The organism is Achromobacter sp. LC458 (assembly GCF_001005835.2).
Lineage (GTDB): Bacteria > Pseudomonadota > Gammaproteobacteria > Burkholderiales > Burkholderiaceae_B > Achromobacter > Achromobacter spanius_B.
This window is the reverse complement of sequence record NZ_LBHW02000004.1, coordinates 219255-241463: the sequence shown is the minus strand read 5'-3', so window position 1 is coordinate 241463 and position 22209 is coordinate 219255. Positions and strand designations below refer to the sequence as shown.

Annotated in this window: 21 protein-coding genes; 14 read left to right on the top strand and 7 right to left on the bottom strand. The window is 65.4% G+C overall.

Annotated features, from left to right (window positions below; all coding sequences use genetic code 11):
• On the bottom strand, positions 1–585 hold a 585-nt coding region (locus YH64_RS05700; RefSeq protein WP_143215260.1), incomplete at its 3' end, for a LysE family translocator.
• Between the two features lie 94 nt (positions 586–679).
• Between YH64_RS05700 and rsmB the strand changes: the two genes are divergently transcribed.
• From rsmB to YH64_RS05665, 7 genes are all read left to right on the top strand, one after another.
• Positions 680–2017: a 16S rRNA (cytosine(967)-C(5))-methyltransferase RsmB gene (rsmB, locus tag YH64_RS05695; protein ID WP_046803148.1), complete on the top strand. Its 1338-nt coding sequence runs from the start codon at positions 680–682 to the stop codon at positions 2015–2017.
• A gap of 18 nt (positions 2018–2035) precedes the next feature.
• Positions 2036–2647, top strand: a complete 612-nt coding sequence (locus YH64_RS05690; protein WP_046803149.1) for a DUF4390 domain-containing protein — start codon at positions 2036–2038, stop codon at positions 2645–2647.
• On the top strand, positions 2644–4965 hold the full coding sequence (locus tag YH64_RS05685) for an ATP-binding protein (RefSeq protein WP_046803150.1): 2322 nt from the start codon (positions 2644–2646) through the stop codon (positions 4963–4965). Before YH64_RS05690 ends, YH64_RS05685 begins: the two co-directional genes overlap by 4 nt.
• A gap of 12 nt (positions 4966–4977) precedes the next feature.
• Entirely contained in the window at positions 4978–5670 is a 693-nt protein-coding gene (locus tag YH64_RS05680; protein WP_046803151.1) for a response regulator, read from the top strand.
• On the top strand, positions 5667–7046 hold the full coding sequence (gene trkA / locus YH64_RS05675; RefSeq protein ID WP_046803152.1) for a Trk system potassium transporter TrkA: 1380 nt from the start codon (positions 5667–5669) through the stop codon (positions 7044–7046). Before YH64_RS05680 ends, trkA begins: the two co-directional genes overlap by 4 nt.
• 53 nt (positions 7047–7099) lie before the next feature.
• Positions 7100–8569 carry a TrkH family potassium uptake protein gene (locus YH64_RS05670; protein WP_046803153.1) on the top strand — a complete coding sequence of 490 codons (1470 nt, stop codon included), beginning with the start codon at positions 7100–7102 and terminating at the stop codon, positions 8567–8569.
• A gap of 330 nt (positions 8570–8899) precedes the next feature.
• On the top strand, positions 8900–10141 hold the full coding sequence (locus YH64_RS05665; protein ID WP_046803154.1) for a YbdK family carboxylate-amine ligase: 1242 nt from the start codon (positions 8900–8902) through the stop codon (positions 10139–10141).
• A 61-nt stretch (positions 10142–10202) separates the two neighbouring features.
• Here YH64_RS05665 and YH64_RS05660 read toward each other — a convergent pair whose 3' ends face one another.
• On the bottom strand, positions 10203–11138 hold the full coding sequence (locus tag YH64_RS05660) for a methyltransferase domain-containing protein (RefSeq protein WP_046803155.1): 936 nt from the start codon (positions 11136–11138) through the stop codon (positions 10203–10205).
• A 249-nt stretch (positions 11139–11387) separates the two neighbouring features.
• Here YH64_RS05660 and YH64_RS05655 point away from each other — a divergent pair, with 249 nt between their 5' ends.
• Both YH64_RS05655 and YH64_RS05650 read left to right on the top strand, forming a co-directional pair.
• Positions 11388–11939 (top strand): ComF family protein, encoded by a 552-nt coding sequence (locus YH64_RS05655; protein WP_370512724.1) that lies wholly within the window; start codon positions 11388–11390, stop codon positions 11937–11939.
• A gap of 96 nt (positions 11940–12035) precedes the next feature.
• On the top strand, positions 12036–12506 hold the full coding sequence (locus YH64_RS05650; protein ID WP_046803156.1) for a tRNA (cytidine(34)-2'-O)-methyltransferase: 471 nt from the start codon (positions 12036–12038) through the stop codon (positions 12504–12506).
• A 52-nt stretch (positions 12507–12558) separates the two neighbouring features.
• Here the strand turns inward: YH64_RS05650 and YH64_RS05645 are convergent, their stop codons facing one another.
• Genes YH64_RS05645 through YH64_RS05625 form a run of 5 tightly spaced genes read right to left on the bottom strand, consistent with a single transcriptional unit; the run spans position 12559 to position 16029 of the window.
• The gene (locus tag YH64_RS05645; protein ID WP_046803157.1) at positions 12559–13551 is read right to left on the bottom strand and encodes a tripartite tricarboxylate transporter substrate binding protein; all 993 of its coding nucleotides are present in this window, start codon (positions 13549–13551) and stop codon (positions 12559–12561) included.
• Positions 13552–13599: 48 nt separating this feature from the next.
• Entirely contained in the window at positions 13600–14706 is a 1107-nt protein-coding gene (locus YH64_RS05640; protein ID WP_046803158.1) for an NAD(P)H-dependent glycerol-3-phosphate dehydrogenase, read from the bottom strand.
• Between the two features lie 14 nt (positions 14707–14720).
• A complete protein-coding gene (secB, locus tag YH64_RS05635) occupies positions 14721–15263 on the bottom strand; it encodes a protein-export chaperone SecB (RefSeq protein WP_006216245.1) in 543 nt (180 codons plus the stop codon).
• A gap of 39 nt (positions 15264–15302) precedes the next feature.
• Positions 15303–15560, bottom strand: a complete 258-nt coding sequence (gene grxC, locus YH64_RS05630) for a glutaredoxin 3 (protein WP_006216244.1) — start codon at positions 15558–15560, stop codon at positions 15303–15305.
• 46 nt (positions 15561–15606) lie between these two features.
• Complete coding sequence (locus YH64_RS05625; RefSeq protein ID WP_046803159.1) at positions 15607–16029, bottom strand: rhodanese-like domain-containing protein; 423 nt, start codon at positions 16027–16029, stop codon at positions 15607–15609.
• Between the two features lie 184 nt (positions 16030–16213).
• Here YH64_RS05625 and gpmA point away from each other — a divergent pair, with 184 nt between their 5' ends.
• The 5 genes from gpmA to YH64_RS05600 all read left to right on the top strand — a co-directional run bounded on the left by gpmA (position 16214) and on the right by YH64_RS05600 (position 22189).
• Entirely contained in the window at positions 16214–16966 is a 753-nt protein-coding gene (gene gpmA, locus YH64_RS05620) for a 2,3-diphosphoglycerate-dependent phosphoglycerate mutase (RefSeq protein WP_046803160.1), read from the top strand.
• Between the two features lie 7 nt (positions 16967–16973).
• Entirely contained in the window at positions 16974–18584 is a 1611-nt protein-coding gene (locus YH64_RS05615; RefSeq protein ID WP_143215259.1) for a murein hydrolase activator EnvC, read from the top strand.
• Positions 18585–18653: 69 nt separating this feature from the next.
• A complete protein-coding gene (locus tag YH64_RS05610) occupies positions 18654–20099 on the top strand; it encodes a S41 family peptidase (RefSeq protein WP_046803162.1) in 1446 nt (481 codons plus the stop codon).
• Positions 20096–20851 carry a molybdopterin-synthase adenylyltransferase MoeB gene (locus tag YH64_RS05605; protein ID WP_046803163.1) on the top strand — a complete coding sequence of 252 codons (756 nt, stop codon included), beginning with the start codon at positions 20096–20098 and terminating at the stop codon, positions 20849–20851. The genes YH64_RS05610 and YH64_RS05605 overlap by 4 nt, the downstream gene beginning before the upstream one ends.
• A gap of 138 nt (positions 20852–20989) precedes the next feature.
• Positions 20990–22189, top strand: a complete 1200-nt coding sequence (locus tag YH64_RS05600; RefSeq protein ID WP_046803164.1) for a diguanylate cyclase — start codon at positions 20990–20992, stop codon at positions 22187–22189.
• Positions 22190–22209: the final 20 nt, after the last annotated feature.

Here is a 22209-nt window from a genome sequence, read left to right as displayed (position 1 = left end):
CATCACGCCGCCACAAACTCGGTTCAGCCACCGTAACCCCGACCCTCTGAACACCCGCACCATCTGCGCACCCAACGCCGCATATACCAGCATCGTCAGCACATTAATCGTGGCGAGCACCCCCGCCACAATCGCGTATTGCACCAATAGCGGTGCCTGGGGATCAATAAACTGCGGCAAGAACGCAGACATGAATAACAGCGCCTTGGGATTGGTCAGCGCCACCAGAAAACTGCGCATCCCCAGCGCCAAGCCGGCCGGTCGGTCTATATCCGTAGCCGCAGACGGCAATACCAACGCAGCATCCGACCGCAGCATCTTCCAGCCCAGATAGGCCAAATACGCCGCGCCCACCCATTTAATAATCTGAAATGCGACTTCAGACGCGGCCAGCACCACTCCCAAACCCGAAGCCACCGAGCCGACCAGAATCAAGTCGGCCAGTACCGCGCCGGCCATGCCCCAGCTGGCGGCGCGCACGCCGTGGCGCGAGCCGTTGCTCATGGCAAGCAGCGTGGTGGGACCGGGGGTGATGATGGCGACGGCCGAGGCCAGGATGAACAACAGCAAGGTGGCGGTGGACATAAAGCGGGCTCCTAGGCAGCGGCCAGTTTGATCTGGCCAGCGCCATTCGTCCAGGTCCGGCTACCATATCGGTCTTATTCTCAGAATTCCCACCATGTCCACGCGTTCCGACTCCCCCCATCTTGCCCCTCCGCTTTCCTCCGTACTTCTTTCCAGCGCGGGGGTGGTCGAGAGTGTGCTGGACGGCCGTTCCCTGACGGACGCGTTGACCGATGTCAGCGTTGCCTTGCGCCCGGCGACCCAGGCGGTATCTTTTCATGCGATGCGATACCTGGGCTGGGCCGATGCCGTGGGCCGTGAGTTGGTTCAGCGTTACCCCAGCGTGTTGTTCGAATCGCTGCTGCTGGTGTCGCTGACGCTGCTGAAAGAAGAGGGCGAGGCCGCCGCGCAGTTGCCGGGCATGCCGGTTTATGCGGCCCACACGGTCGTGGACCAGGCGGTGACGGCGGCGTCCAATACGCGCAGCCTTGCGTCGTTCAAGGGCATGCTCAACGCCTGCCTGCGCCGCTTCCTGCGCGAGCGGGTGGCGCTTGACGCTGCGGTGGCCGACAGCCCCGAGGCGCAGTGGAACCACCCGGGTTGGTGGGTCAAGCAACTGGGCATCGCGTATCCGCAGGATTGGCAGCGGATTCTGGAATCGGCCAATGTGCCGGCGCCGCTGACGCTGCGCGTGAACCGCCGCCGCGCCAGCCGCGAACAGGTCCTGGCGGCGTTTCAGGACGCGGGCCTGGAGGCGCAACCGGTCGGTCAGGCCGGCGTGGTGCTTGGCAGCCCCAAACCCGTGACACAGTTGCCTGGCTTTGCCGAAGGGTGGTGGTCGGTACAGGACGCGGGTGCGCAGTTGGCGGCCGAACTGCTGGCGCCCACTGACGGCATGCGCGTGCTGGACGCCTGCTCGGCGCCGGGCGGCAAGACCGCGCACCTGCTGGAACTGGCCGATATCGATCTGGTCGCGCTGGACGCCGACGGCGAACGGCTGGAACGCGTGGAACAAAACCTGGACCGCCTGGGGCTGGCCAGCAAGCGCGTGCGCCTGGAGGCGGCCAATGCGGCCGACCTGGACGCCTGGTGGGACGGCAAGCCTTTCGACGCCGTGCTGGCCGACGTGCCGTGCACGGCATCGGGCATCGTACGCCGCCACCCCGACATCCGCTGGTTGCGTCGCGAAAACGACGTGCGGCGCACCGCCACCTTGCAGGCCAGGATCCTGGATTCCCTGTGGAAGACCGTGGCGCCCGGCGGCCGACTGCTCTATGTGACGTGCTCGGTTTTCCCGATCGAAGGGGCGCGCCAGGCGCTTGAATTCCTGCAACGCCACCCCGAGGCCCAACGGCTGGATGCGCCCGGCCAGTTGCTGCCAGTTGCGCTCGATGCAACACCGGTCGAGCAACATGACGGCTTTTTCTACGCCTTGTTTGCCAAGCAGTCCTGAATCACCAAGAATAGGGGCATGACGGTGTTGCGGTGTCGTATGTCCACTATTTCGCGTTTATTTCTAGGGTTGTTGCTGGTATCTACCTTGCTTTGTTCCGTGCCGGGCGGCGACGTTCATGCCGCCGAGCCCCGGGTGACGCGGGTAGAGCCCGCGGTACGCAATGGCAAGCTCGAGATCGATGCCGACATTGAATTCGAATTGAACCAGCAGTTGCGGGACGCCGCCCAGCGCGGCGTCCCCTTGTATTTCACGGCCGACCTGACCATGACGCAACAGCGCTGGTATTGGTTCGACAAGTCGCTGGTGGACACCTCACGCACGTGGCGGGTCGTCTATAACGCGCTGACGCGGCAGTGGCGCGCGGGCGTCGGCGAACTTTCGTTTCCGGTGGCCTCGCTGGACGACGCCATGAGCGTCATCCGCCATATCCGCAACTGGTCGGTGGCGGATGCCGCCGATTTTGACGCCGGGGTACTGTACGGCGGGCAGCTGCGGCTGCGCCTGGACACCTCGCTCTTGCCCCGGCCGTTCCAGGTGAATGCGCTAAATAGCAGTTCGTGGGCGCAAGGCACGCCCTGGACGGAGTTCTCGTTCATGCTGAGCGACCAGGAGAAAGATCCCTCATGAGGCTATTGCTTCGGCTGGCCCTGATGGTGGGGGCCGTAAGTGGCCTGGCGTTGCTGGGCCTGCTGGCGTGGTCCACGGGCAATGCGTCGCGCTTTGCGCGTTACTACGATACGTTGCTGGTGCTGAACGGCATTTTCGCGCTGGCGCTGTTTATCTGGGTGGTGGCGCTGACGGTGCGCTTGGCGCGTCAGATCCGGCGTCGGCAATTTGGCGCGCGGTTGACCGCGCGCTTTTCGTTGGCCTTCGCCTTGATTGGCGTCGTGCCGGGGGCGCTGATCTACACCGTGTCGGTGCAGTTCATGTCCCGCTCGATCGAATCCTGGTTCAACGTGCGGGTCGATACCGCCCTGGAAGCCGGCCTGAACCTGGGCCGCGCCGCCCTGGACTCGCTGCTGGCCGACCTGGACGCGCGCGCGCGGTCCATGGCCGTCGAACTGAATCGCAATACCGATAGCGGCGTGACGCTGGCGTTGACCCGTCTGCGCGAGGCCAACGGCGTGCAAGAGGCCATGGTCTTCACGGGCAGTGGCCGCATGGTGGCGTTTTCCACCAGCCAGTACGGCCAGTTGCTGCCGGCGATGCCGCCGTCCACCGTGATGAATCAGTTGCGCCTGTCGCGTGGCTATTCCGCGGCCGAAGCCGACGACCCGGTCACCCCGGGCGCCGAGGGCGGGCTGCATTTGCGGGTCGTGATCCCGCTGACCGGGCCCGACCGCTACGACAATCTGCTGGGTGCCACGTCCGAGCCGCGCTGGCTGCAACTCTTGCAACCCGTGCCGGAACAGATCGCGCATAACGCCAATCTGGTGCAGCAGGGCTTTCGGGATTATCAGGAACTGGCCCTGTCGCGGCTGGGGTTGCGCAAGCTGTATGGCATCACCCTGACGCTGGCGCTGCTGCTGGCCGCGTTTGGCGCTATTGCGGTGGCGCTGTCCCTATCCAAGCGCCTGGTGCGCCCGCTGCTGAGTCTTGCCGGCGGCACGCAGGCGGTGGGCGTGGGGGATTACCGGCCGCTACCTGAACCCCCGGAACGCGACGAAGTCGGCCAGCTGACGCGGTCGTTCAATGCCATGACGCGCCAGCTGGACGAGGCGCGCCGCATGGTGGAAAGCAATCGTCAGCAGTTGGAACGGTCCAACGTCTATCTGGAAAGCGTGCTGTCGAACCTGTCGTCCGGGGTGCTGGTGTTTGATGAGTCGTTCCGCGTGACGACGGTCAACCAGGGCGCGCAGACGATTTTGGGCGTCGACCTGCGTTCGGTCATCGGCCGGCCGTTGGAAACCGTGGACGGCATGCTGGAATTTGCGAACATCGTGCGCCAGGCGTTCTCGACGCACGCGGCGGTGGGATCCGAGCGCCAGCACTGGCAGCAGCAGTTCGAGATCGGCCCGGCCCAGGCCGATGCGCCCACCGCGCCCCAGCCCCTGACGCTGCTGGCGCGCGGCACCCATCTGCGCGTGGACGGGCGCGGCAACGGCTATCTGGTGGTGTTCGACGACATTACCGAAGTGATTTCCGCCAACCGTACCGTGGCCTGGGGCGAAGTCGCGCGTCGCCTCGCCCACGAAATCAAGAACCCGCTGACGCCCATCCAGCTGTCCGCCGAACGGCTGGCCATGAAGCTGGAAGGCAAGCTGCAACCGGCCGAGGCGCAGATCGTGCAGCGGTCCACCAATACCATCGTCAACCAGGTGGCTTCGCTCAAGCAGATGGTGGACGACTTCCGCGAATACGCGCGCACGCCGCCGGCCGTCATGCAGCGCATCGACTTCAATGCGCTGGTGGCCGACGTGCTGTCGCTATACGGCTGGGAGCCGGACGGCGGCGTTTCCCGCGCGACGGGCAAGGCCTTGAATCTGGATGTGTCGCTGGCACCGGGCCTGCCCGAGATCGAGGGCGACCCGACCCAGCTGCGCCAGGTCATTCACAACCTGCTGTCCAACGCCCGCGACGCCATCGCCGAGTCGGGCGGCCAGGGGCGGGTCAGCGTGACGACGCAGTTGATGCGCAGCGAGCAGCCGGATCGGGCCGACCAACAGGCCCTGAGATTTACCGTTGCGGACACGGGGCCGGGCTTTCCGGCGCAGGTGATGCAGCGCGCGTTCGAGCCCTACGTAACCACAAAGTCCCACGGGACTGGGTTAGGATTGGCAATCGTGCGCAAGATCGTTGAAGAGCACGGCGGGCGTATCGACCTTGCTAACCGCAAGGAAGGGGGGGCGCGGATTTCCATCTTGTTGACCCGGTTGGCGGTGACCACCGGGGCAGACACTATGGACGCGACCGCGCAAGAAAAGGATAATGCGGCTACGCAATAGGTGGGATGCTTTATGGCCAGAATTCTGGTGGTTGACGACGAAGTTGGTATACGCGAGCTTTTGTCGGAGATCCTTTACGACGAAGGACACACGGTCGAACTGGCCGAAAACGCAGCGCAAGCGCGCGCCGCTCGCCTTCGCATGCGTCCTGATCTGGTGTTGCTGGACATCTGGATGCCGGACACCGACGGCGTAAGTTTGCTGAAAGAGTGGGGCTCGCAAGGGCTGCTCGATATGCCGGTGATCATGATGAGCGGCCACGCCACCATCGACACGGCAGTGGAAGCGACGCGCATCGGCGCCATGGATTTCCTGGAAAAGCCCATCACGCTGCAACGGCTGCTCAAGACCGTGGCGGCGGGTCTGGCTCGTGGGCGCGCCCCGCACCCGGCGCCCGTCGCCGTGCATCCGGCTGCGGTCAGCCCGGCCGTGGCGCTGGAAGACGAGCTTGACCCTCCCGTGTTGACGACGGCGCCGGCCAACGAAGTGCCGGTCACTTCCAACGGCCAGTTGGGCAGCATTTCGCTGGACCAGCCCCTGCGCGAAGCGCGGGACGAATTCGAACGCATCTATTTCGAATATCACCTGGTACGCGAAAGCCACAGCATGACGCGTGTGTCCGAGCGCACCGGCCTGGAACGCACCCACCTTTATCGCAAGCTCAAGCAATTGGGCATCGAGTCGGCGCGCAAGCGCAGCACATGAAAATCCTGATCATGGGCGCTGGTCGCGTAGGCACCAGCGTGGCCGAAAACCTGGTGTCCGAGCAAAACGACATCACCGTGGTGGATACCGATCCCACGCAGCTTCGGTATTTGCAGGAACATTTCGACTTGCGCGTCGTCCATGGCGACGGCTCGCAGGTGTCGGTGCTGGAAGCCGCCGGCGCGGCCGATACCGACCTGTTCATCGCCTGTGCGGCCTCCGACGCCGCCAACATGGTGGCCTGCAAGATCGCCCGCCAGCTGTTCAATATCCCCCGCCGCATCGCCCGTATTCGCTCCGCTGAGTTCCCGGAACACCCGGAACTCATGAGCGAAGAGGGCTTTTGCATTGACGCGCTGATCAGCCCCGAGCGCAGCGTCACCACCTACCTGCATAGCCTGATTGAATTCCCCGAAGCCCTGCAAGTTGTGGAATTTGCCGAAGGGCGGGTCAGCGTCGTGACCGTGCGCGTGGGGCATGGCAGCCCGATGGCGCATTCCCCCGTGGACAAGTTGCGCGACGTCTGGCCCGACGTGAAAGCGCGTGTCATTGACGTGCTGCGGGGCGGGCGGCCGCTGCGAGCGGGCAGCGGCACGGTGATCGCCCCGGGCGACGAAGTCGTGCTGGTGGTGGATTCGCGCGATGCGCGCCGCGCCGTGCGCCAGTTGCGTGATGCCGAACGCGCCGTGCGACGCGTCATGATCGCGGGCGGCGGCAACATCGGTTTGCGGCTGGCGCGCCAGCTGGCCGAAGAAAAATACAGCGTTCGCATCATTGAACGCGACCTGAAGCGTTGCGAATACCTGGCGACCCAGTTGCCCGACAGTGTGCTGGTCCTGCACGGCAGCGGCACCGACGAGGCCCTGCTGGAACGCGAAAACATCGAAGACATGGACACCTGGCTGGCGCTGACCAGCGACGACGAAGACAACATCATGTCGTCGCTGCTGGCCAAGCGCCTGGGCGCGCGCAAGGTGATCGCGCTGATCAACCGCCAGGCCTACGGCGAACTGATGCAGGGCAGCCATATCGACATCGCCGTATCCCCGTCGCAAGCCACGATGAGCGAACTGCTGCGCCACGTGCGGCGCGGAGACGTGGCCGCCGTACACCGGCTGCGCCAGGGGGTGGCCGAGGCCCTTGAGGCCATCGCGCACGGCGACCGGTCCACGTCCAAGGTAGTGGGGCGGCCGGTGGGTCAGATCAGCCTGCCCAAGGGCGCCAGCATCGGCGCGCTGGTTCGCGACGACGAAATCATCCTGCCCGATGCCGATACCGTCATTGAAACGGACGACCACGTGATCGTCTTCGTCCCGTCGCGCCGGCAGATGCCGCGCGTGGAAAAGCTGTTTCAAGTTTCGGCGTCCTTTTTCTGATGCACGCACTTTTCAAGCTCCGCCGTGGGCCGGGCGCCGCCGGGTAGGCTGTCATGAAACGCGTCCTGGGCACCCTGTACATATTGGGTCTGACCATGGTGATGTTCGCGCTCACCATGCTGATTCCATTGCTGATCGCCTATGTGGGCGGCGATGCCGCGCGCGATGCGTTCCTGCATGGCTTCCTGATTTCGATGGGCATCGGGGGGACGCTTGCCGCGTTGACCCGGCGCAGCCGCTGCGAACTGCGCGCCCGCGACGGCTTCGTGCTGGTGTCGGCCGTGTGGGCCGGCCTGCCGTTACTGGCCTCGATCCCGTTGATGCTCTACTTTCACCGGGCCGGCTTGCCGCTGTCGTTTACCGGCGCCTATTTCGAGGCCATGTCCGGCCTGACGACCACCGGCGCCACGGTGCTGACCCACCTGGACACCTTGCCGCCATCCATCAACCTGTGGCGGGCCACGCTGATCTGGATCGGCGGCATGGGCATCCTGGTGTTGGCCGTGGCGATTTTGCCGCTGTTGGGGGTGGGCGGCCATCAGGTCGTGCGGGCCGAAACCCCGGGGCCCATGAAAGACGAACGGCTGACACCGCGCATCGCCAGCACCGCCAAGGCGCTGTACGCGGTGTATTTCGTGTTTTCGATCCTGTGTTTCCTGGCGTACCGCGCGGTGGGGCTGTCCTGGTTCGAAGCCTGGTGCCACATGGCCACCACGATGGGCCTGGGCGGGTTCTCCACCTGGGACGACGGCTTCGCGCACTTTGACTCCGTGGCGGTCGAGATGGTGGCCATGGTCTTCATGTTGATTGCCGGCATCAACTTCGCCACGCACTTCAATGCCTTCCGTCAGCGCAGCGCAAACGCGTACCTGCAATGCCCGCAAGCCATTCCGTACCTGGCCGTCGTGCTGGGCGCGGGCCTGGTGATTTCGGTGTTCCTGTACATCAAAGGCGTCTACGCCGAGCCGCTGGAAGCGTTGCGCTACGGCATGTTCAACACCATTTCCATGGCCACCACCACCGGCTATGCCAACACGGATTTTGCCCAGTGGCCCCTGTTCGCGCCGCTGACCATGTTGCTGCTGTCGGGGTTTGCCACGTCGGCCGGGTCCACCGGGGGCGGCATCAAGATGATTCGCGCGATCCTGCTGGTCAAGCAGGCGCGCAACGAGCTGGTGACGATGCTGCACCCGCATGCCGTCAGCCCGGTGCGCATCAACGACCGGGCCGTCGAAACCCGCACTATGTCGTCCGTGCTGGCTTTCATGCTGTTTTACGGGCTGTCCATCGCCGTGTTCACCAGCCTGCTGTTGCTGTCGGGGCTGGACCCCATCACCGCGTTCTCGGCCATTTTTGCCAGCATCAACAATACGGGGCCCGGCCTGGGCCCGGTTGGCCCCATGGGCAGTTTTGCGGTGCTGTCTGATTTCCAGATCTGGGTATGCACCTTCGCCATGCTGATCGGGCGCCTGGAATTGCTGACGGTGCTGGTGCTGTTCACGCCCATCTTCTGGCGCAAATAAGGGTCGCCGGACCCCGTTTTTGATCAGGGATAACCCGCTTCAGGGTTATCCCACCCCATCTCGAAAACCGCATATTTCCTGCCGATGCGCGCCCGATCGGCCGGGGACCCGCGCCGTTCCTGAGTTGTAAGCGCTTGCTCACTTATCTTCAGAGGGAAAAACGAGGTGCGTCGCGATGTTGCACACAAATGTCACGATTTTCAATCGTTTTGCCACAAACCTGCGGCTATCATCCATTTCACAAGCTGCCGTCTAGTGCCCCCCGGGACGTCTCCGGGCTTCAAGGTCGAACGGCGCACCCCCTCATACAAACATTCAAAGGAGTCCGGAATGGAACCGATCCCGTTCATTTCGTCGGCCCCCAACACCCTGGGCATCGAACTAGAGTTGCAACTGATCGACCCCCGCAGTTTTGACCTGACCGCAGCCTCTGATGAGCTGCTGGCCCAAATGGCCAATCACCCCATTGCCGACCGCGTTAAACCCGAGATCACGCGGTCCATGATCGAACTGAATTCTTCGGTGCACGAGCACCCCATGGGCCTGTTGGCCGAAATGCGCGAAATGCGCGATGCGCTGGTCGAGGCGGCCGATGCGGTCGGTGTGTCCGTCGCCGGCGGCGGCGCCCACCCCTTCATGCGCTGGCAAGAGCGTTCCATTTCCGACACCCCGCGTTTCCAGTATTTGGCCGAAATGTACGGTTACCTGGCGCGTCAATTTACGGTGTTCGGCCAGCACATCCATCTGGGCGTTCAAAGCGGCGACGACTCCATCAAGTTGCTGCGCCGGCTGTCGCCCTACGTGCCGCACTTCATCGCATTGTCGGCCTCATCGCCTTACTGCGAGGGGGTGGACACGCTGTTCTCCTGCTCGCGCTTGAACGCCGTCAACAGCTTTCCGCTTGCCGGCCACATGCCGCCCGAGGTCAAGGACTGGTATCAGTTCGAGGCCCATCTGGCGCAGTTGCGCGCCTATGGTCTGGCCGAAAGCATCAAGGACCTGTATTGGGACATCCGCCCCAAGCCGGAATTCGGCACGGTTGAAATCCGCGTCTGCGACACGCCGTTGACCGTTGAGCGCGCTTGCCAGATCGCCGCGTTCGCGCAGGCCCTGGCCGTGCTGCTGATGCGCGAGGACGACCCTAGCGACAACGCCTGGCTGTCCTACCGCAGCAACCATTTCCAGGCTTGCCGCTTTGGCCTGCAAGGTAGCTACGTGACGCCGGACGGCCAGCGTCTGCGCCTGATGGATCACCTTCGTGCGCTGTTCCAACGCCTGATGCCGGTGGCGGAAGAGCTGGGCACGGGCGACATGATCGCCGCGCTGCGCGACGATGCCATGCGCAGCGGCAACGATGCGCGCTGGCTGCGTAGCCAGTTCCATCGCCTGCGCGACCTGCCGCTCATGGTGGACGCCATGACGCACGCCTGGCGCGGTGATGCGCCCGCTGCGGCGCCGGCTGAACCCACGGCGGTGCTGCGCCGTCGCATCCGGGCAAATTCCGAGCCGATGCAGCCCTTGTCCGCATCGGAACCGGGCGTCAGCGTGCCGTTGCCGGAACGCTTGCACTGATAGCGCAATGGCAGGAGGGCGACGCGCGCGGGTGCGTGCCGCCCCTGCCGGCCCCGTCGCTTCAGGAGTTGCCGCGTTGCCGGCCGCCAATGGCGCTGACCGAGAGCCGGGTTTCTCCGGCTACCGTGCGGTGCGCGGCGGCGCGCCAGGCGTGGCCGTAGGCCACTTCGATACTCAGCGTGATCAAGCCGTCCGCGTTGCGCTGCCGTTCCAGCGCGGCGCACAGGCGGTCGCGCCAGTCGCGGCCGACCAGTCCGCCGCGACGTCCCTCTGCCGGGTTGCCGCCCAGCGCGCGCACATCGGCCAGGAGTTTTTCGGGGCTGCGGTAGGTCAGCGTCAGGATTTCCTGGTCCATGACCGGGTCGGCAAAGCCGTTTTCCACCAGCAGGTCGCCAAAGTCATGCATGTCCACAAAGGAAGGCGTGGCAGTGGATAAGCCCGCGTCGGTCAGTGCTTGCCGCAACTCGCGCAAGGTGGCCGGCCCCAGACAGGAAAACATCGCCAGCCCGCCCACCTTCAAGATGCGGCGCCACTCGGCCAGGACGGCGTGTGGCGCGCGGTGCCAGTGCATGGCCAGGTTCGACCACACCAGCTCCAGCGATTCCGGAGGCAAGCCCGTTTCGGCAAGATCGGCGTTGACGAACGCGGGGGCGGCCGGCCCGCGCCGCGCCAGCTTGCCGATCCAGGCGCCCAGGCCGGCCGGTGCATGGCGCTTTCTGGCCAATTCCAGCAGCGGTTCGCAGTTGTCCAGGCCGGTATAAGCCGCGTCCGGGTAGCGTTCGCGCAGCAGCGGCAGGTTGTCGCCCGCGCCGCAGCCTGCATCCAGCATCGCCTGAGGCTGTACCCGGATGTACTGCAAGCGCCCCAACATGCGGCGCGCGACTTCACCGTAGAGAAATTGCGCGTCGGACAAGTCGCCACGACGGGCGAATTGCTTGGGCACGTCGGTGCTGACGATAGGAAGAGAGGGTAGCGGTGCGGATTCTGGAAGAGACATTTCGGTCGCGCCCGCGTCTTGGCCACGGGGCGGAACATGATTACATAAGGGATGGCATCCATTATTGCGCATCCCGGCCGCTGCCTTCGATTGCCCCTACTGGCCTTGGGGCGGCGTCTCTGGTCCCGCGTGGGCTGCGACTGCCCGCTGTGCGGCACCCGTGTGACGGGCGCGCGCCTGTGCAGCGGCTGTGCGGCCGATATCACCGCCCCGCCGCCGGGCGCCCGGCCGCGTTGTCCGCGCTGTGCATTGCGGCTGCCTGTTGCGGCGTCGGCATGTCCCGCTTGCCTGGGCGCGCCGCGCGCCTACGGGCGGACCGTTGCGGCCTTTGACTACACGCCGCCCGCCGATGCGCTGATCCGCATGCTGAAGACCCAGCTGCGGCTGAGCATGGCGCCGGTGCTTGCGTGTTTGCTGGCCGACGCTATCCGGCGCGACGGCGGTTTGCCGCAAGGCGTGTTGCTGGCGCCGGTGCCGGCCAGCCGCGCATCGTTACGCCTGCGCGGCATGAATCCCGCAGCTGAGATCGCGCGCAGCCTGGCCACGCAGCTGGATGTGCCGCTGGCGCGCCAGGCGCTACGGCGGCTGCGCGAGACACCCCGGCAGACGGGCTTGGGGCGCCGCGCCAGGCGCCGCGTGGTGGCGGGCCTGTTCGGCGCTACCCCGGTGGTGCGCGGCCGCCATGTGGCCTTGGTGGATGACGTGATGACCACAGGCAGCACCGTGCAAGCCGCCGCCACCGCCTTGATCGCGGCGGGCGCGGCCGGTGTGACGGTGCTGGTGGCCGCCCGCACGCCCTGATCACCGACGGCAGCTTGCCCCGCCCAAATCGGCGACAATTCCGCCACGCGGCCACTCTGGCGCCGCCAGCCGTCTTAGCCTCAGCTTCCTACCGCCATGTTCCACGTCATCCTCGTCTGCCCCGAGATTCCCCCCAACACCGGCAACGCCATCCGGCTGTGCGCCAATACGGGCGCCCAATTGCACCTGGTGCGCCCGCTGGGATTCGAACTGGATGACGCCCGCATGCGGCGCGCCGGGCTGGACTATCACGAGTGGCAGCCCGTGCGGGTGCACGACACTTTGCAGGATGCGCTGGATGACACCGGCGCGGACACGTCTTGCATCTACGCGCTGACCACGCACGCCCAGCGCAGCGTGGCCGACGTGGCGTTCAAGCCGGGCGATGTGTTTGTCTTCGGCCGCGAGACGGCCGGGCTGTCGGACGAACATCAGGCGATGTTCCCGCCGCAGCAGCGCCTGCGGCTGCCCATGCGTGCCGGCCAGCGCAGCTTGAACCTGTCCAACGCCGTCGCGGTGACGGTGTTCGAAGCCTGGCGTCAGCAGGGCTTCGAAGGCGGTTCATAAGCCGGCGGCGGCAGGCCCCGTAAGGTCGGGGCCGGGCCCGCCGGTCCAGGCTTCAATCCAGCGACAGCTTCAGCTTTTCAATCACCTGGTCCCAACGCGCTTTTTCGTTCTTGATGCGCAGGGTCAGCGCCTCGGGCGTGGACGGGGCCGGGGTGAAGTACTGCAACGCCAGCTGCTTGCGCACGGCGTCGCTGTTGATGACGCGCGCCAGTTCGCTGTTCAGCCGTTCGATGATGGGCGTGGGCGTGCCCGCCGGAACCAGCACCGCGTTCCACGAAATGGCTTCGAAGTCGGGATAGCCTTGCGAGGCCATCGTCGGCACGCCCGGCAGCGCTTCGCTGGGTTGCAGGCTGGTCACCGCCAACAGCTTGACCTTGCCGTCGCGCGCCTGCGGCACCGCGATGGCGGGCACCATGAAGCCGGCCTGCACGTCGCCCCCGATGATGGCGGTAATAACCTGCGGGAACCCGGAATAGGGGATGTGCGCCAGGTCCACGCCCGCGCTTTCCTTGAACATCTCCATGGCCAGATGCGCCGAACTTCCCGGCCCCACCGACCCGTAGTTCAGCGAATTGCCGCGTCCCTTGACCAGCTTGACGAAGTCCTGGACGTTATCGACCTTCAGGCTGCCCGGCACGACCAGCACGTTGGGGCTGGTGCCCACCAGGCTGACTGGCGCCAGGTCCTTGACCGGGTCGTAGCCCAGCGTTTTCTTGTACAGCGTGGGCGCGGTGACCAGCGGGCCGTTGATCGTGTAGAGCAGCGTGTAGCCGTCAGGCTTGGCCTGCGAAACCACGCGCGTGCCGATGTTGCCGCCGGCGCCCGGCTTGTTGTCGATCACGATGGGCTGGCCCAGCGCCTGCGACAGCGGCTCGGAAATCGTCCGCGCCAGGATGTCCGGGGACGAGCCCGGCGGAAACGGCACCACCATGTGGATGGGGTGATCCGGCCAGTCGGCGTGGGCGGCGGCCGGCAACACGGCGGCCAGGCTGAGGCACAGGCCGCGCAGAAGCGGGCCGACCCGGAATTGTCGGGTTTGCGTCATGAAGGATGTCTCCTCGGGATGGGCAGATTTTTTGTTGTCAGGAAGAAATCAAAGATGGCCGCCCAGGGATTCGTCCAGCGGGCCGCTGGCGTTCGCGCTGACGTTCGCAATTTCGTCAGCGCTTTCATCGCGCGGGTCGCGCGCCAGCAAGGCCGACACGGCGGTCATGGGGGCGACGCCGTCAAACAACACGGCGCAGACGGCTTCGGTGATGGGCAGTTCGACATTGATGGCGCGGGCGCGGTCACGCGCGGCGCGGGCGCAACGCACGCCTTCGGCCGTGATGCCGCTGGCCAGGATGTCGGCCAGCTTGCGTCCGGCGCCGATTTCCAGGCCCACGCGGCGGTTGCGGGATAGTTCGCCGGTGGCGGTCAGGACCAGGTCGCCCAGGCCGGTCAGCCCGGCAAACGTTTCGCCGCGCGCACCCAGCGCGACGCCAAAGCGCGTCATTTCCGCCAGGCCGCGCGTGATCAGCGCGGCGCGTGCGTTGGTGCCCAGCGCCAGGCCGTCGCCGATGCCGCAGGCCACCGCGATCACGTTCTTCAGGGCGCCGCCGACTTCCACGCCGACCAGGTCCGAGCTGGCGTAGACGCGCAGCGCCGCGCCGTGCAAGGCGGCGGTGGTGGCATCGCGCAAGGCGGTATGGGTGCTGGCCACGGTCAGCGCCACGGGCAGGCCCTGGGCCACTTCGCGCGCAAACGAGGGGCCGGACAAGGCGCCGCCGATTGCGCCGGGCAAGGCCTCGCGCACGATCTCGTGGGGCAGCCTGGCCGTGTCGGCTTCAAAGCCCTTGCACGTCCAGACGATAGGGGTGTCTTGCAGGCCCAGCACCGGCAGGCGGCGGGCCAGTTCGCTACAGGTCGCGGCCAGGCCGGCCACGGGCACGCCCAGCACGATCAGCGCACGCGCGTCGTCCGCTTGCAGGCTGCGCAGCGTGGCGTCCAGATCGGACGAAAAATTCAGGGATGGGGGCAGGGTGATGCCCGGCAGGTAGCGCGCATTTTCGTGCGAGGCGGCCATGTCGGCGGCCTGCGCGGCGTCGCGCGCCCAAAGGACGGTGGGGTGGCGGCGGCTGGCGGCCGCCGCCAGCGCGGTGCCCCAACTTCCCGCACCCAGGACGGCAACGCGCAAGCGCGGCAGAGCGGGATGGTTCATCGGGGCGGACGCGCTTACTGGCGGGTGGCGCTGGCGGGCAGGATGATGCCCGAATCGCTGCCATTGCCGTTGCCGTTGGCGGCGCCTTGCTGCTGCTGTTGCAACTCGGCCAGGCGCTGTTCGTACAGCGCTTGGAAGTTCACTTCGGTCAGGTGCAGCGGCGGCATCGAGGTGCGCGTGATCGCGTCGGCGATGTTGGCGCGCAGGTACGGGTACAGCATCGTCGGGCAAACAATGCCCAGCAGCGGATCCAGCTGTTCTTCGGGGATGTTGGCCGCTTCGAAGATGCCGGCTTGCGTGCCTTCGACCAGGTACACGACCTTGTCGTTGATGCGGGTGGTGACGGTGACGGTGACCGTGGTTTCGAACACGGTGTCGGCCAGACGCTGGCCGCCCACGGTGATGCTGACTTCAACCTGGGGCGCTTCTTGCTCCAGGAAGACGTGAGGCGCGTTCGGCATTTCCAGCGAAAGGTCTTTCAGGTAGACGCGTTGCAGGTTGAACGAGGGCGCGTCGTTGCCGCCTTCTTGCTGGGTGTTTTGGTCTTGATCAGCCATGAGTGATTCCGTTGGTGGAGGGGGCAAAAGTAGAGGCGATTAGCCGTTCAGCAGGGGGGCAAGGCCACCCGAGCGGTCCAGGGCCATCAGGTCGTCGCAACCGCCGACATGAGTATCGCCGATGAAGATTTGCGGCACGGTGCGTCGGCCGGTACGTTCGATCATGACATCGCGCTGTGACGGATCGCGGTCGATCTGGATGATTTCCAGGTCGGTCACGCCACGCTGCTCGAGCAGGGCCTTCGCGCGTGAGCAATAGGGACAGTAGTCCTTGCTGTACATGACGACTTTATTCATAGGCGCTCCTCGATAGATTCAAGATTGATGATGGGACAGCCCCGGTTCAGCCCTTTTGGGTGACCGGCAGGCTGGCGGCCGACCAGGCGCGCATGCCGCCATCGAGCGGCACCGCGTCGGCAAAGCCTTGTGCGCGCAGCTTGGCGGCCACGCGGGCCGAATCGCGGCCATTGTCACAAACCACGACCAGCGGCTTGTTCTTGGGCAGCGAGGCGGCTTTCTGTTCGATGTCGGCTGCCGGCACATTTCGTGCCTGGGCGATGTGGCCGGCCTGGAATTGTTCGACGGGACGCACGTCCACCCAGACGGCGTTGCGCTGGTTCACCATCTGGATGGCCTCGCCAGTGCTGACGGCCGAGCCGCTGCGGCCCTTGCGCAGGGCAGGAATCGCCAGCATCACGCCGGAGATCACGGCGACGCCGACGATGAAGACGTTGTTTTTATCGAGCAAGAATTGCAAAAGATCCACGGGTCATCCTGAAGTGCGGCAGCTAGCCGGATATGGGCGAACCCTCGGCCAACCCGCGGGCGCCGCGCCAGGGAATTGGACGAGTGCGCCGGGGCAAAATCAAGGGCAAAATCACTCAATTATAAAATGAGCGCATTCTTTAACCATCCTTTAACTTTAACCCGCGCGGAAAGCGTGCCAAACCATGCATAAACTTGTTCTGATGCGCCACGGCGAAAGCCAGTGGAATCTGGAAAACCGCTTCACCGGCTGGACCGACGTCGACCTGACCGAAACCGGCCGCGAACAGGCTCGCCGAGCCGGCGAACTGCTCAAGAAAGAAGGCTACACGTTCGACCTGGCGTACTCGTCGGTGCTCAAGCGCGCCATCCGCACCTTGTGGATCGCGCTGGACGCCATGGACGCGATGTACACCCCGGTGGGTGTGAACTGGCGCCTGAATGAACGCCACTACGGCGCGCTGCAAGGCCTGAACAAGGCTGAAACCGCCGCCAAGTACGGCGACGAACAGGTCCTGATCTGGCGCCGCGCGTACGCCATCGCCCCGGAACCGTTGTCGCTGGACGACGAACGCCACCCGCGTTTTGACAGCCGCTACGCCAAGATCCCGGCCGATCAGCTGCCCGCCACCGAGTGCCTGAAAGACACCGTGAACCGGGTGCTGCCGTTCTGGAACGATTCCATCGCCCCGGCCATCCGCGCCGGTCGCAACGTGCTGATCGCCGCCCACGGCAACAGCCTGCGCGCGCTGATCAAGCATCTGGACAACGTGTCCGATGACGACATCGTCAACCTGAACATCCCCACTGGCCAGCCGCTGGTCTACGAATTGGATGATGACCTGCGCCCGATCCGCCACTATTATCTGGGCGATGCCGCCGAGATCGAGGCGGCCATGGCTGCGGTTGCCGCTCAAGGCAAGGCTAAGAAGGACTGATATCTCTATGCGTCGCACGGCAGGGTTGTTGTTGGCGGTCATGTTGACCGGTGGGGCGCTATCGGCTCGCGCCGCGCCCAACGACCTTGCCGGCCGCCAGTCTGACGCCGAACGTCAGCAGGCGGCGCTGCGCGACCGTATCGAGAATCTGCAAAAAGAGATCGACGGGCGCGAAGCCGCCCGCAAGGAAGCCGCCGACGCGCTCAAGCAGTCGGAATCGGCCATCTCGAAGATCAATCTGCGCCTGCGCGAACTGGCCGATGCCGGGCGCCAGGCGCAGACGGACCTGACCAGCCTCGAAAAGCAGATCGGCGTGCAGGAAACGGTGCTGGCCAAGCGTCGTACCGAACTGGCCGATCAGCTTCGCACCCAATACACCAGCGGGCTATCGCCCTGGACAGCGCTGCTGTCCGGCGACGATCCCCAGGTGCTGGGCCGCAATCTGGGCTACCTGGACTACGTGTCGCAGGCGCGAGCCAATGCCGTCAAGGCACTGCGGGCCGACATCGACCGTCTGGCCGCGCTGCAAACGCGCGCCGACGCCCGCCGTGCCGAGATTGAAAAAGTCGTGGCCGAAACCTCCGAGCAGAAGGCTGCATTGGTCGGGCAGCAGAAAGAACGCGCCACGCTGTTGGCGCAACTGGAAGGGCAGATCGCCGCCCAGCGCGCCGAAGCCAACAAGCTGGGGCGTGATGACCAGCGCCTGTCGCGCCTGATCACCGATCTGGACGCGGCGATTGCCAAGCAGATCGAAGAAGCCCGCAAGGCCGAAGAGGCGCGCAAGAAAGCCGAAGAGGCCCGCCGCATTGAAGAGGCGCGCCGCGCCGCTGAAGAATCCCGCAAACGCGCCGAAGCCGAGCGCCGCGCCGACGAGGCCCGCAAGAAAGCCGAGGCCGATAGCAAGCGGGCTGCCGAAATCGCCGCCCGCCGCGATCGCGATAGCCGCGATGCCCGCGACGCCGCCCAGGCGCGCGAGCAGGTCGAAGCGGCGTCGCGCCAAAGCCGTGGCCCGGTCGCCGTCGCCGATCCGGATGCCGCCGGATTACGTCCTGCTGAACAAAAACACACGCGCCTGACCGATCCGGCCCAGGCGCCGACCCAAGCGCCGGCCCAGGCGCCCGCCAAATCGGAAGATCCTCCAAAAAAGGCGGAACCCGCCGAGGCCGAGACCACTCCAACCCGCAGCGCATCGGCGCAGCAGACCCGTGCTGCCCCGCCCGTGGGCGGCGGCAACGGCCTGAAGCATGGCCTGACCATGCCGGTGCGTGGCCAGGTGCAGGGCCGCTTCGGGGTTGACCGCCCCGATGGCGGCGTCTGGCGCGGCGTGGTGCTGCGCGCGCCCGAGGGCACGCCCGTCAAAGTCGTGGCCCCCGGCACGGTGGTCTACGCCGAATGGCTGCGTGGTTTTGGCAACCTCATCATCGTGGATCACGGGCAGCAATACCTGACGGTCTATGCTTACAACCAAAGTCTGCTCAAACGGGTGGGGGATTCGGTGACAGGTGGCGATACTATTGCTACGGTAGGGGCAACCGGCGGCCAAGTGGAATCCGGCCTATACTTTGAAATTCGCCATCGTGGCGCTCCTGTGGACCCGGCCCAGTGGCTGGCCCAATAGGTTGGTAGGTACAAGTCGTTGGTAAATTACCAAACCCCCATCGGCGAAAACAAAATTCGGGAAGTGTGCATGGGCACTCGCAAGTTTCGCGGTTTCGGTCTGATTGCCATCGGTGCGGTGGCTGGCGTATTGCTTAGCGTAGGGGTGACGGCAGTCGCCCAGCGCGGCAGCCCTTTGCCCTTGGACGAGCTCAGGCAACTGAGCAATGTTTTCGCGGCCATCAAGAACAACTATGTCGAAGCGGTCGACGACAAAACCCTGATCGACAACGCGATCTCGGGCATGGTCTCGAACCTTGACCCGCATTCGGCCTATCTGGATGCCGACGCGTTCCGTGAAATGCAGACGGCGACCCAAGGCGAGTTCGGCGGCCTGGGTATCGAAGTTGGCGCGGAAGACGGCTTCGTCAAGGTCATCTCGCCCATCGAAGATACGCCCGCCGCGCGCGCCGGCGTCATGGCCGGTGACCTCATCATCAAGATCGACGACACGCCCACCAAGGGCATGACCCTGAACGATGCGGTCAAGCTCATGCGTGGCGCGCCCAAGTCGCCCATCACTCTGACCATCATGCGCGCCGACCGTCCTCAGCCCATCGTGCTGAAGATCGTTCGCGACGTCATCAAGGTTCGCAGCGTGCGCAGCAAGATGCTGGATAACGGCATCGGCTACGTCCGCGTTGCCCAATTCCAGGAAAAGACCGGCTCCGACCTGGCCAAGCAACTGAAGGACCTGGGCGCGAAAGAAGCGCCCAAGGGCTTGGTGCTGGACCTGCGCAACGATCCGGGCGGCTTGTTGACCAGCGCCATCGGCGTGTCGGGCGCGTTCCTGCCGCCGGATGCCCTGGTGGTGTCCACCGATGGCCGTACGCCTGACGCCCGCCACAAGTATCTGGCCACGCCGTCGGAATACGCTCGTGGTGAAAGCAACTACCTGTCCGGCTTGCCGGCCTGGACCAAGACGGTTCCGATGGTGGTGCTGGTCAACGTCGGTTCGGCTTCGGCTTCCGAAATCGTGGCCGGTGCGCTGCAAGATCACAAGCGCGCCAAGGTGCTGGGCAACCGCACGTTCGGCAAGGGCTCGGTGCAGGTGATCCTGCCGCTGTCCGAATCCACCGCCGTCAAGTTGACGACCTCGCGCTACTTCACGCCCAGCGGTCGTTCGATCCAGGCCACGGGTATTGAACCGGACTTCGTTGTTGCCGACACGGCCGACGGTGACCTGTTCCGCCTGCCGCGCGAAGCCGACCTGCAACGCCACCTGTCCAACCCCGAGACCGCCAACGAGGTGAAGTCCAACTCGGCGCAAGACAACGTGGACGTGCCGACCAAGGTGTTCGAATTTGGCGGCAAGGACGACTTCCAACTGCAACAAGCGCTGAATGTGCTGGCCGGCAAGCCGGTACAGAAGGGTTCGGCGCGCGCCCAGGCCAAGGCGGATGCCAAGGCCGGTGGCGGCACTCCCACGCGCATGAAGATCACGCCGACCGGAGTCGAGCCCAGCAAGGACAAATGAACGACGAGCAACTGCTGCGCTACGCCCGCCACATCCTGCTCGACGAGCTGGGTATCGAAGGGCAGGAAAAACTGCTGGCGGCGCGTGTGCTCATCGTAGGGGCGGGTGGACTCGGTTCACCCGCCGCGCTCTACCTGGCAACTGCCGGCGTAGGCGACATCACCCTTGCTGACGACGACACTGTCGAGCTCAGCAATCTGCAACGCCAGATTCTCCACACCACCTCCAGCGTTGGCCGTCACAAGGCCGAGTCGGGGCGCGACATGCTGGCCGCCTTCAACCCGCAGGCGCGAGTCCATGCCCGCGTGGAACGCTTGCAAGGCGATGCGCTGTCCGATGCCGTTGCCGCGGCGGACCTGGTGCTGGACTGCACCGACAACTTCACCACCCGCCACGCCATCAACCGCGCCTGCGTGCAGCATCGCAAGCCGCTGGTGTCGGGCGCCGCCATCCGCTTTGACGGGCAGGTCAGCGTGTACGACCTGCGCGACGACAACGCGCCGTGCTACCACTGCCTGTTCCCGGAAGCCGACGACGTCGAGGAAGCCAACTGCGCCACGATGGGCGTGTTTGCCCCGGTGGTGGGCATTATCGGCAGCATGCAGGCGGCCGAAGCCCTGAAGCTGCTGTCCGGCGTAGGCGAAAGCCTGTCGGGCCGGCTGCTCTGGCTGGATGTGCGCACCATGCAATGGCGCAGCGTCAACGTACAGCGGGACCCGGAATGCGCCGTTTGCGGCCATCGGGGGCGCTGAAACGGGCTTTTTCGCAACGCGAATCCCAGGGTCCGGCGTGCCCTTATTGCCCTTGCGGACAATATTAAAGGCCTGAAATACCTGCTATAACGCCAGCCAGCCTACCGAAATCAAAGGCGGCAATGTGGACGTGACGGCGTGGAAACAGGACTGAAGTTCAGCTTGCCCCAGTGGCGCCTGACGCGCTGGCTTACCCATTCCGGGCCGGATACGCCCGCGGACATCCGTGCCGCGCTGATCGCCAGCCTGTTCGGCACGCTGCCCATCTTTGCCGGCGGCGTCATCAACACCTTGATGATTTCGGGCGTGGTGACCTGGCGGCGGCCCGAACCGCTATACATATCCTGGCTGCTGCTGGAAGTGGTGCTGGCCATCGTGCGCGTCACGATCCTGCGCGCGGCCTTGCGCGCCGCGCCCAAGGGCGGCAACACCCATACCGACCTCTACATTCTGTTGGCGCTGCTGTGGGCGTTCAGCGTGGGGTACGGCGTCTTCATCACCTTCATCAATGGCGACTGGCTGGCCGCAACGCTGGCGGGCATATCCTGCGGCGCGATGGCGGGCGGCATCTGCTTTCGCAACTATGGCGCGCCTCGGCTGGTGGCCGCCATGATCTTCCTGAGCCTGGGCCCCATGTGCCTGGGCGCCTTGTTTACGGGCGAAATCGTTACGGCCATCGTCTTTATCCAGATTCCGTTCTACCTGGTCAGCATGACCATCGCGTCACATCGGCTCAACCGTATCCTGGTCTCTACCATGCTGGCCGAACGCGCCAGCGAACGCCGCGCCAATGAAGACGCGCTGACCGGGCTGGCCAACCGCACCGGCCTGCAAGTGGCCCTGGAGCGCGTTTGCGCCAGTGCGCGCGGGCACGACAGCGACGCGGCGCTGCTCTATATGGACATGGATGATTTCAAGCGCATCAACGACACCTACGGGCATGCGGCGGGTGACCTGGTGTTGACCACGATCGCCCGGCGCATGCGAGCCATGCTGCGGGTGGACGACGTGGCGGCTCGCATCGGCGGGGATGAATTTATCGTGCTGGTCACCGGCATCGACGCCACGGCGGCGCTGCGGCTGGGCGAGCATCTGCTGCTGGACGCCTTGCAGCCCATCGCGTTGGCGGACGGTACGCGGGTGATTGTGGGGATGTCGATCGGCATCTCGATCATCTCGGCCGGCAACCGCAACCCGCAGGCGGCGCTGGATTCCGCCGATGCCGCGCTGTACCGCGCCAAGGCCAGGGGCGGCCGCTGCTGCGAAGTCGACGGCGGGGCGGCCCGGGTGGACGAAGCCACTGTGGCCGGCGGCGACAGCGCGACGGCGGCGGCCTGAGAGCAGGTAAGAGCCTCAGC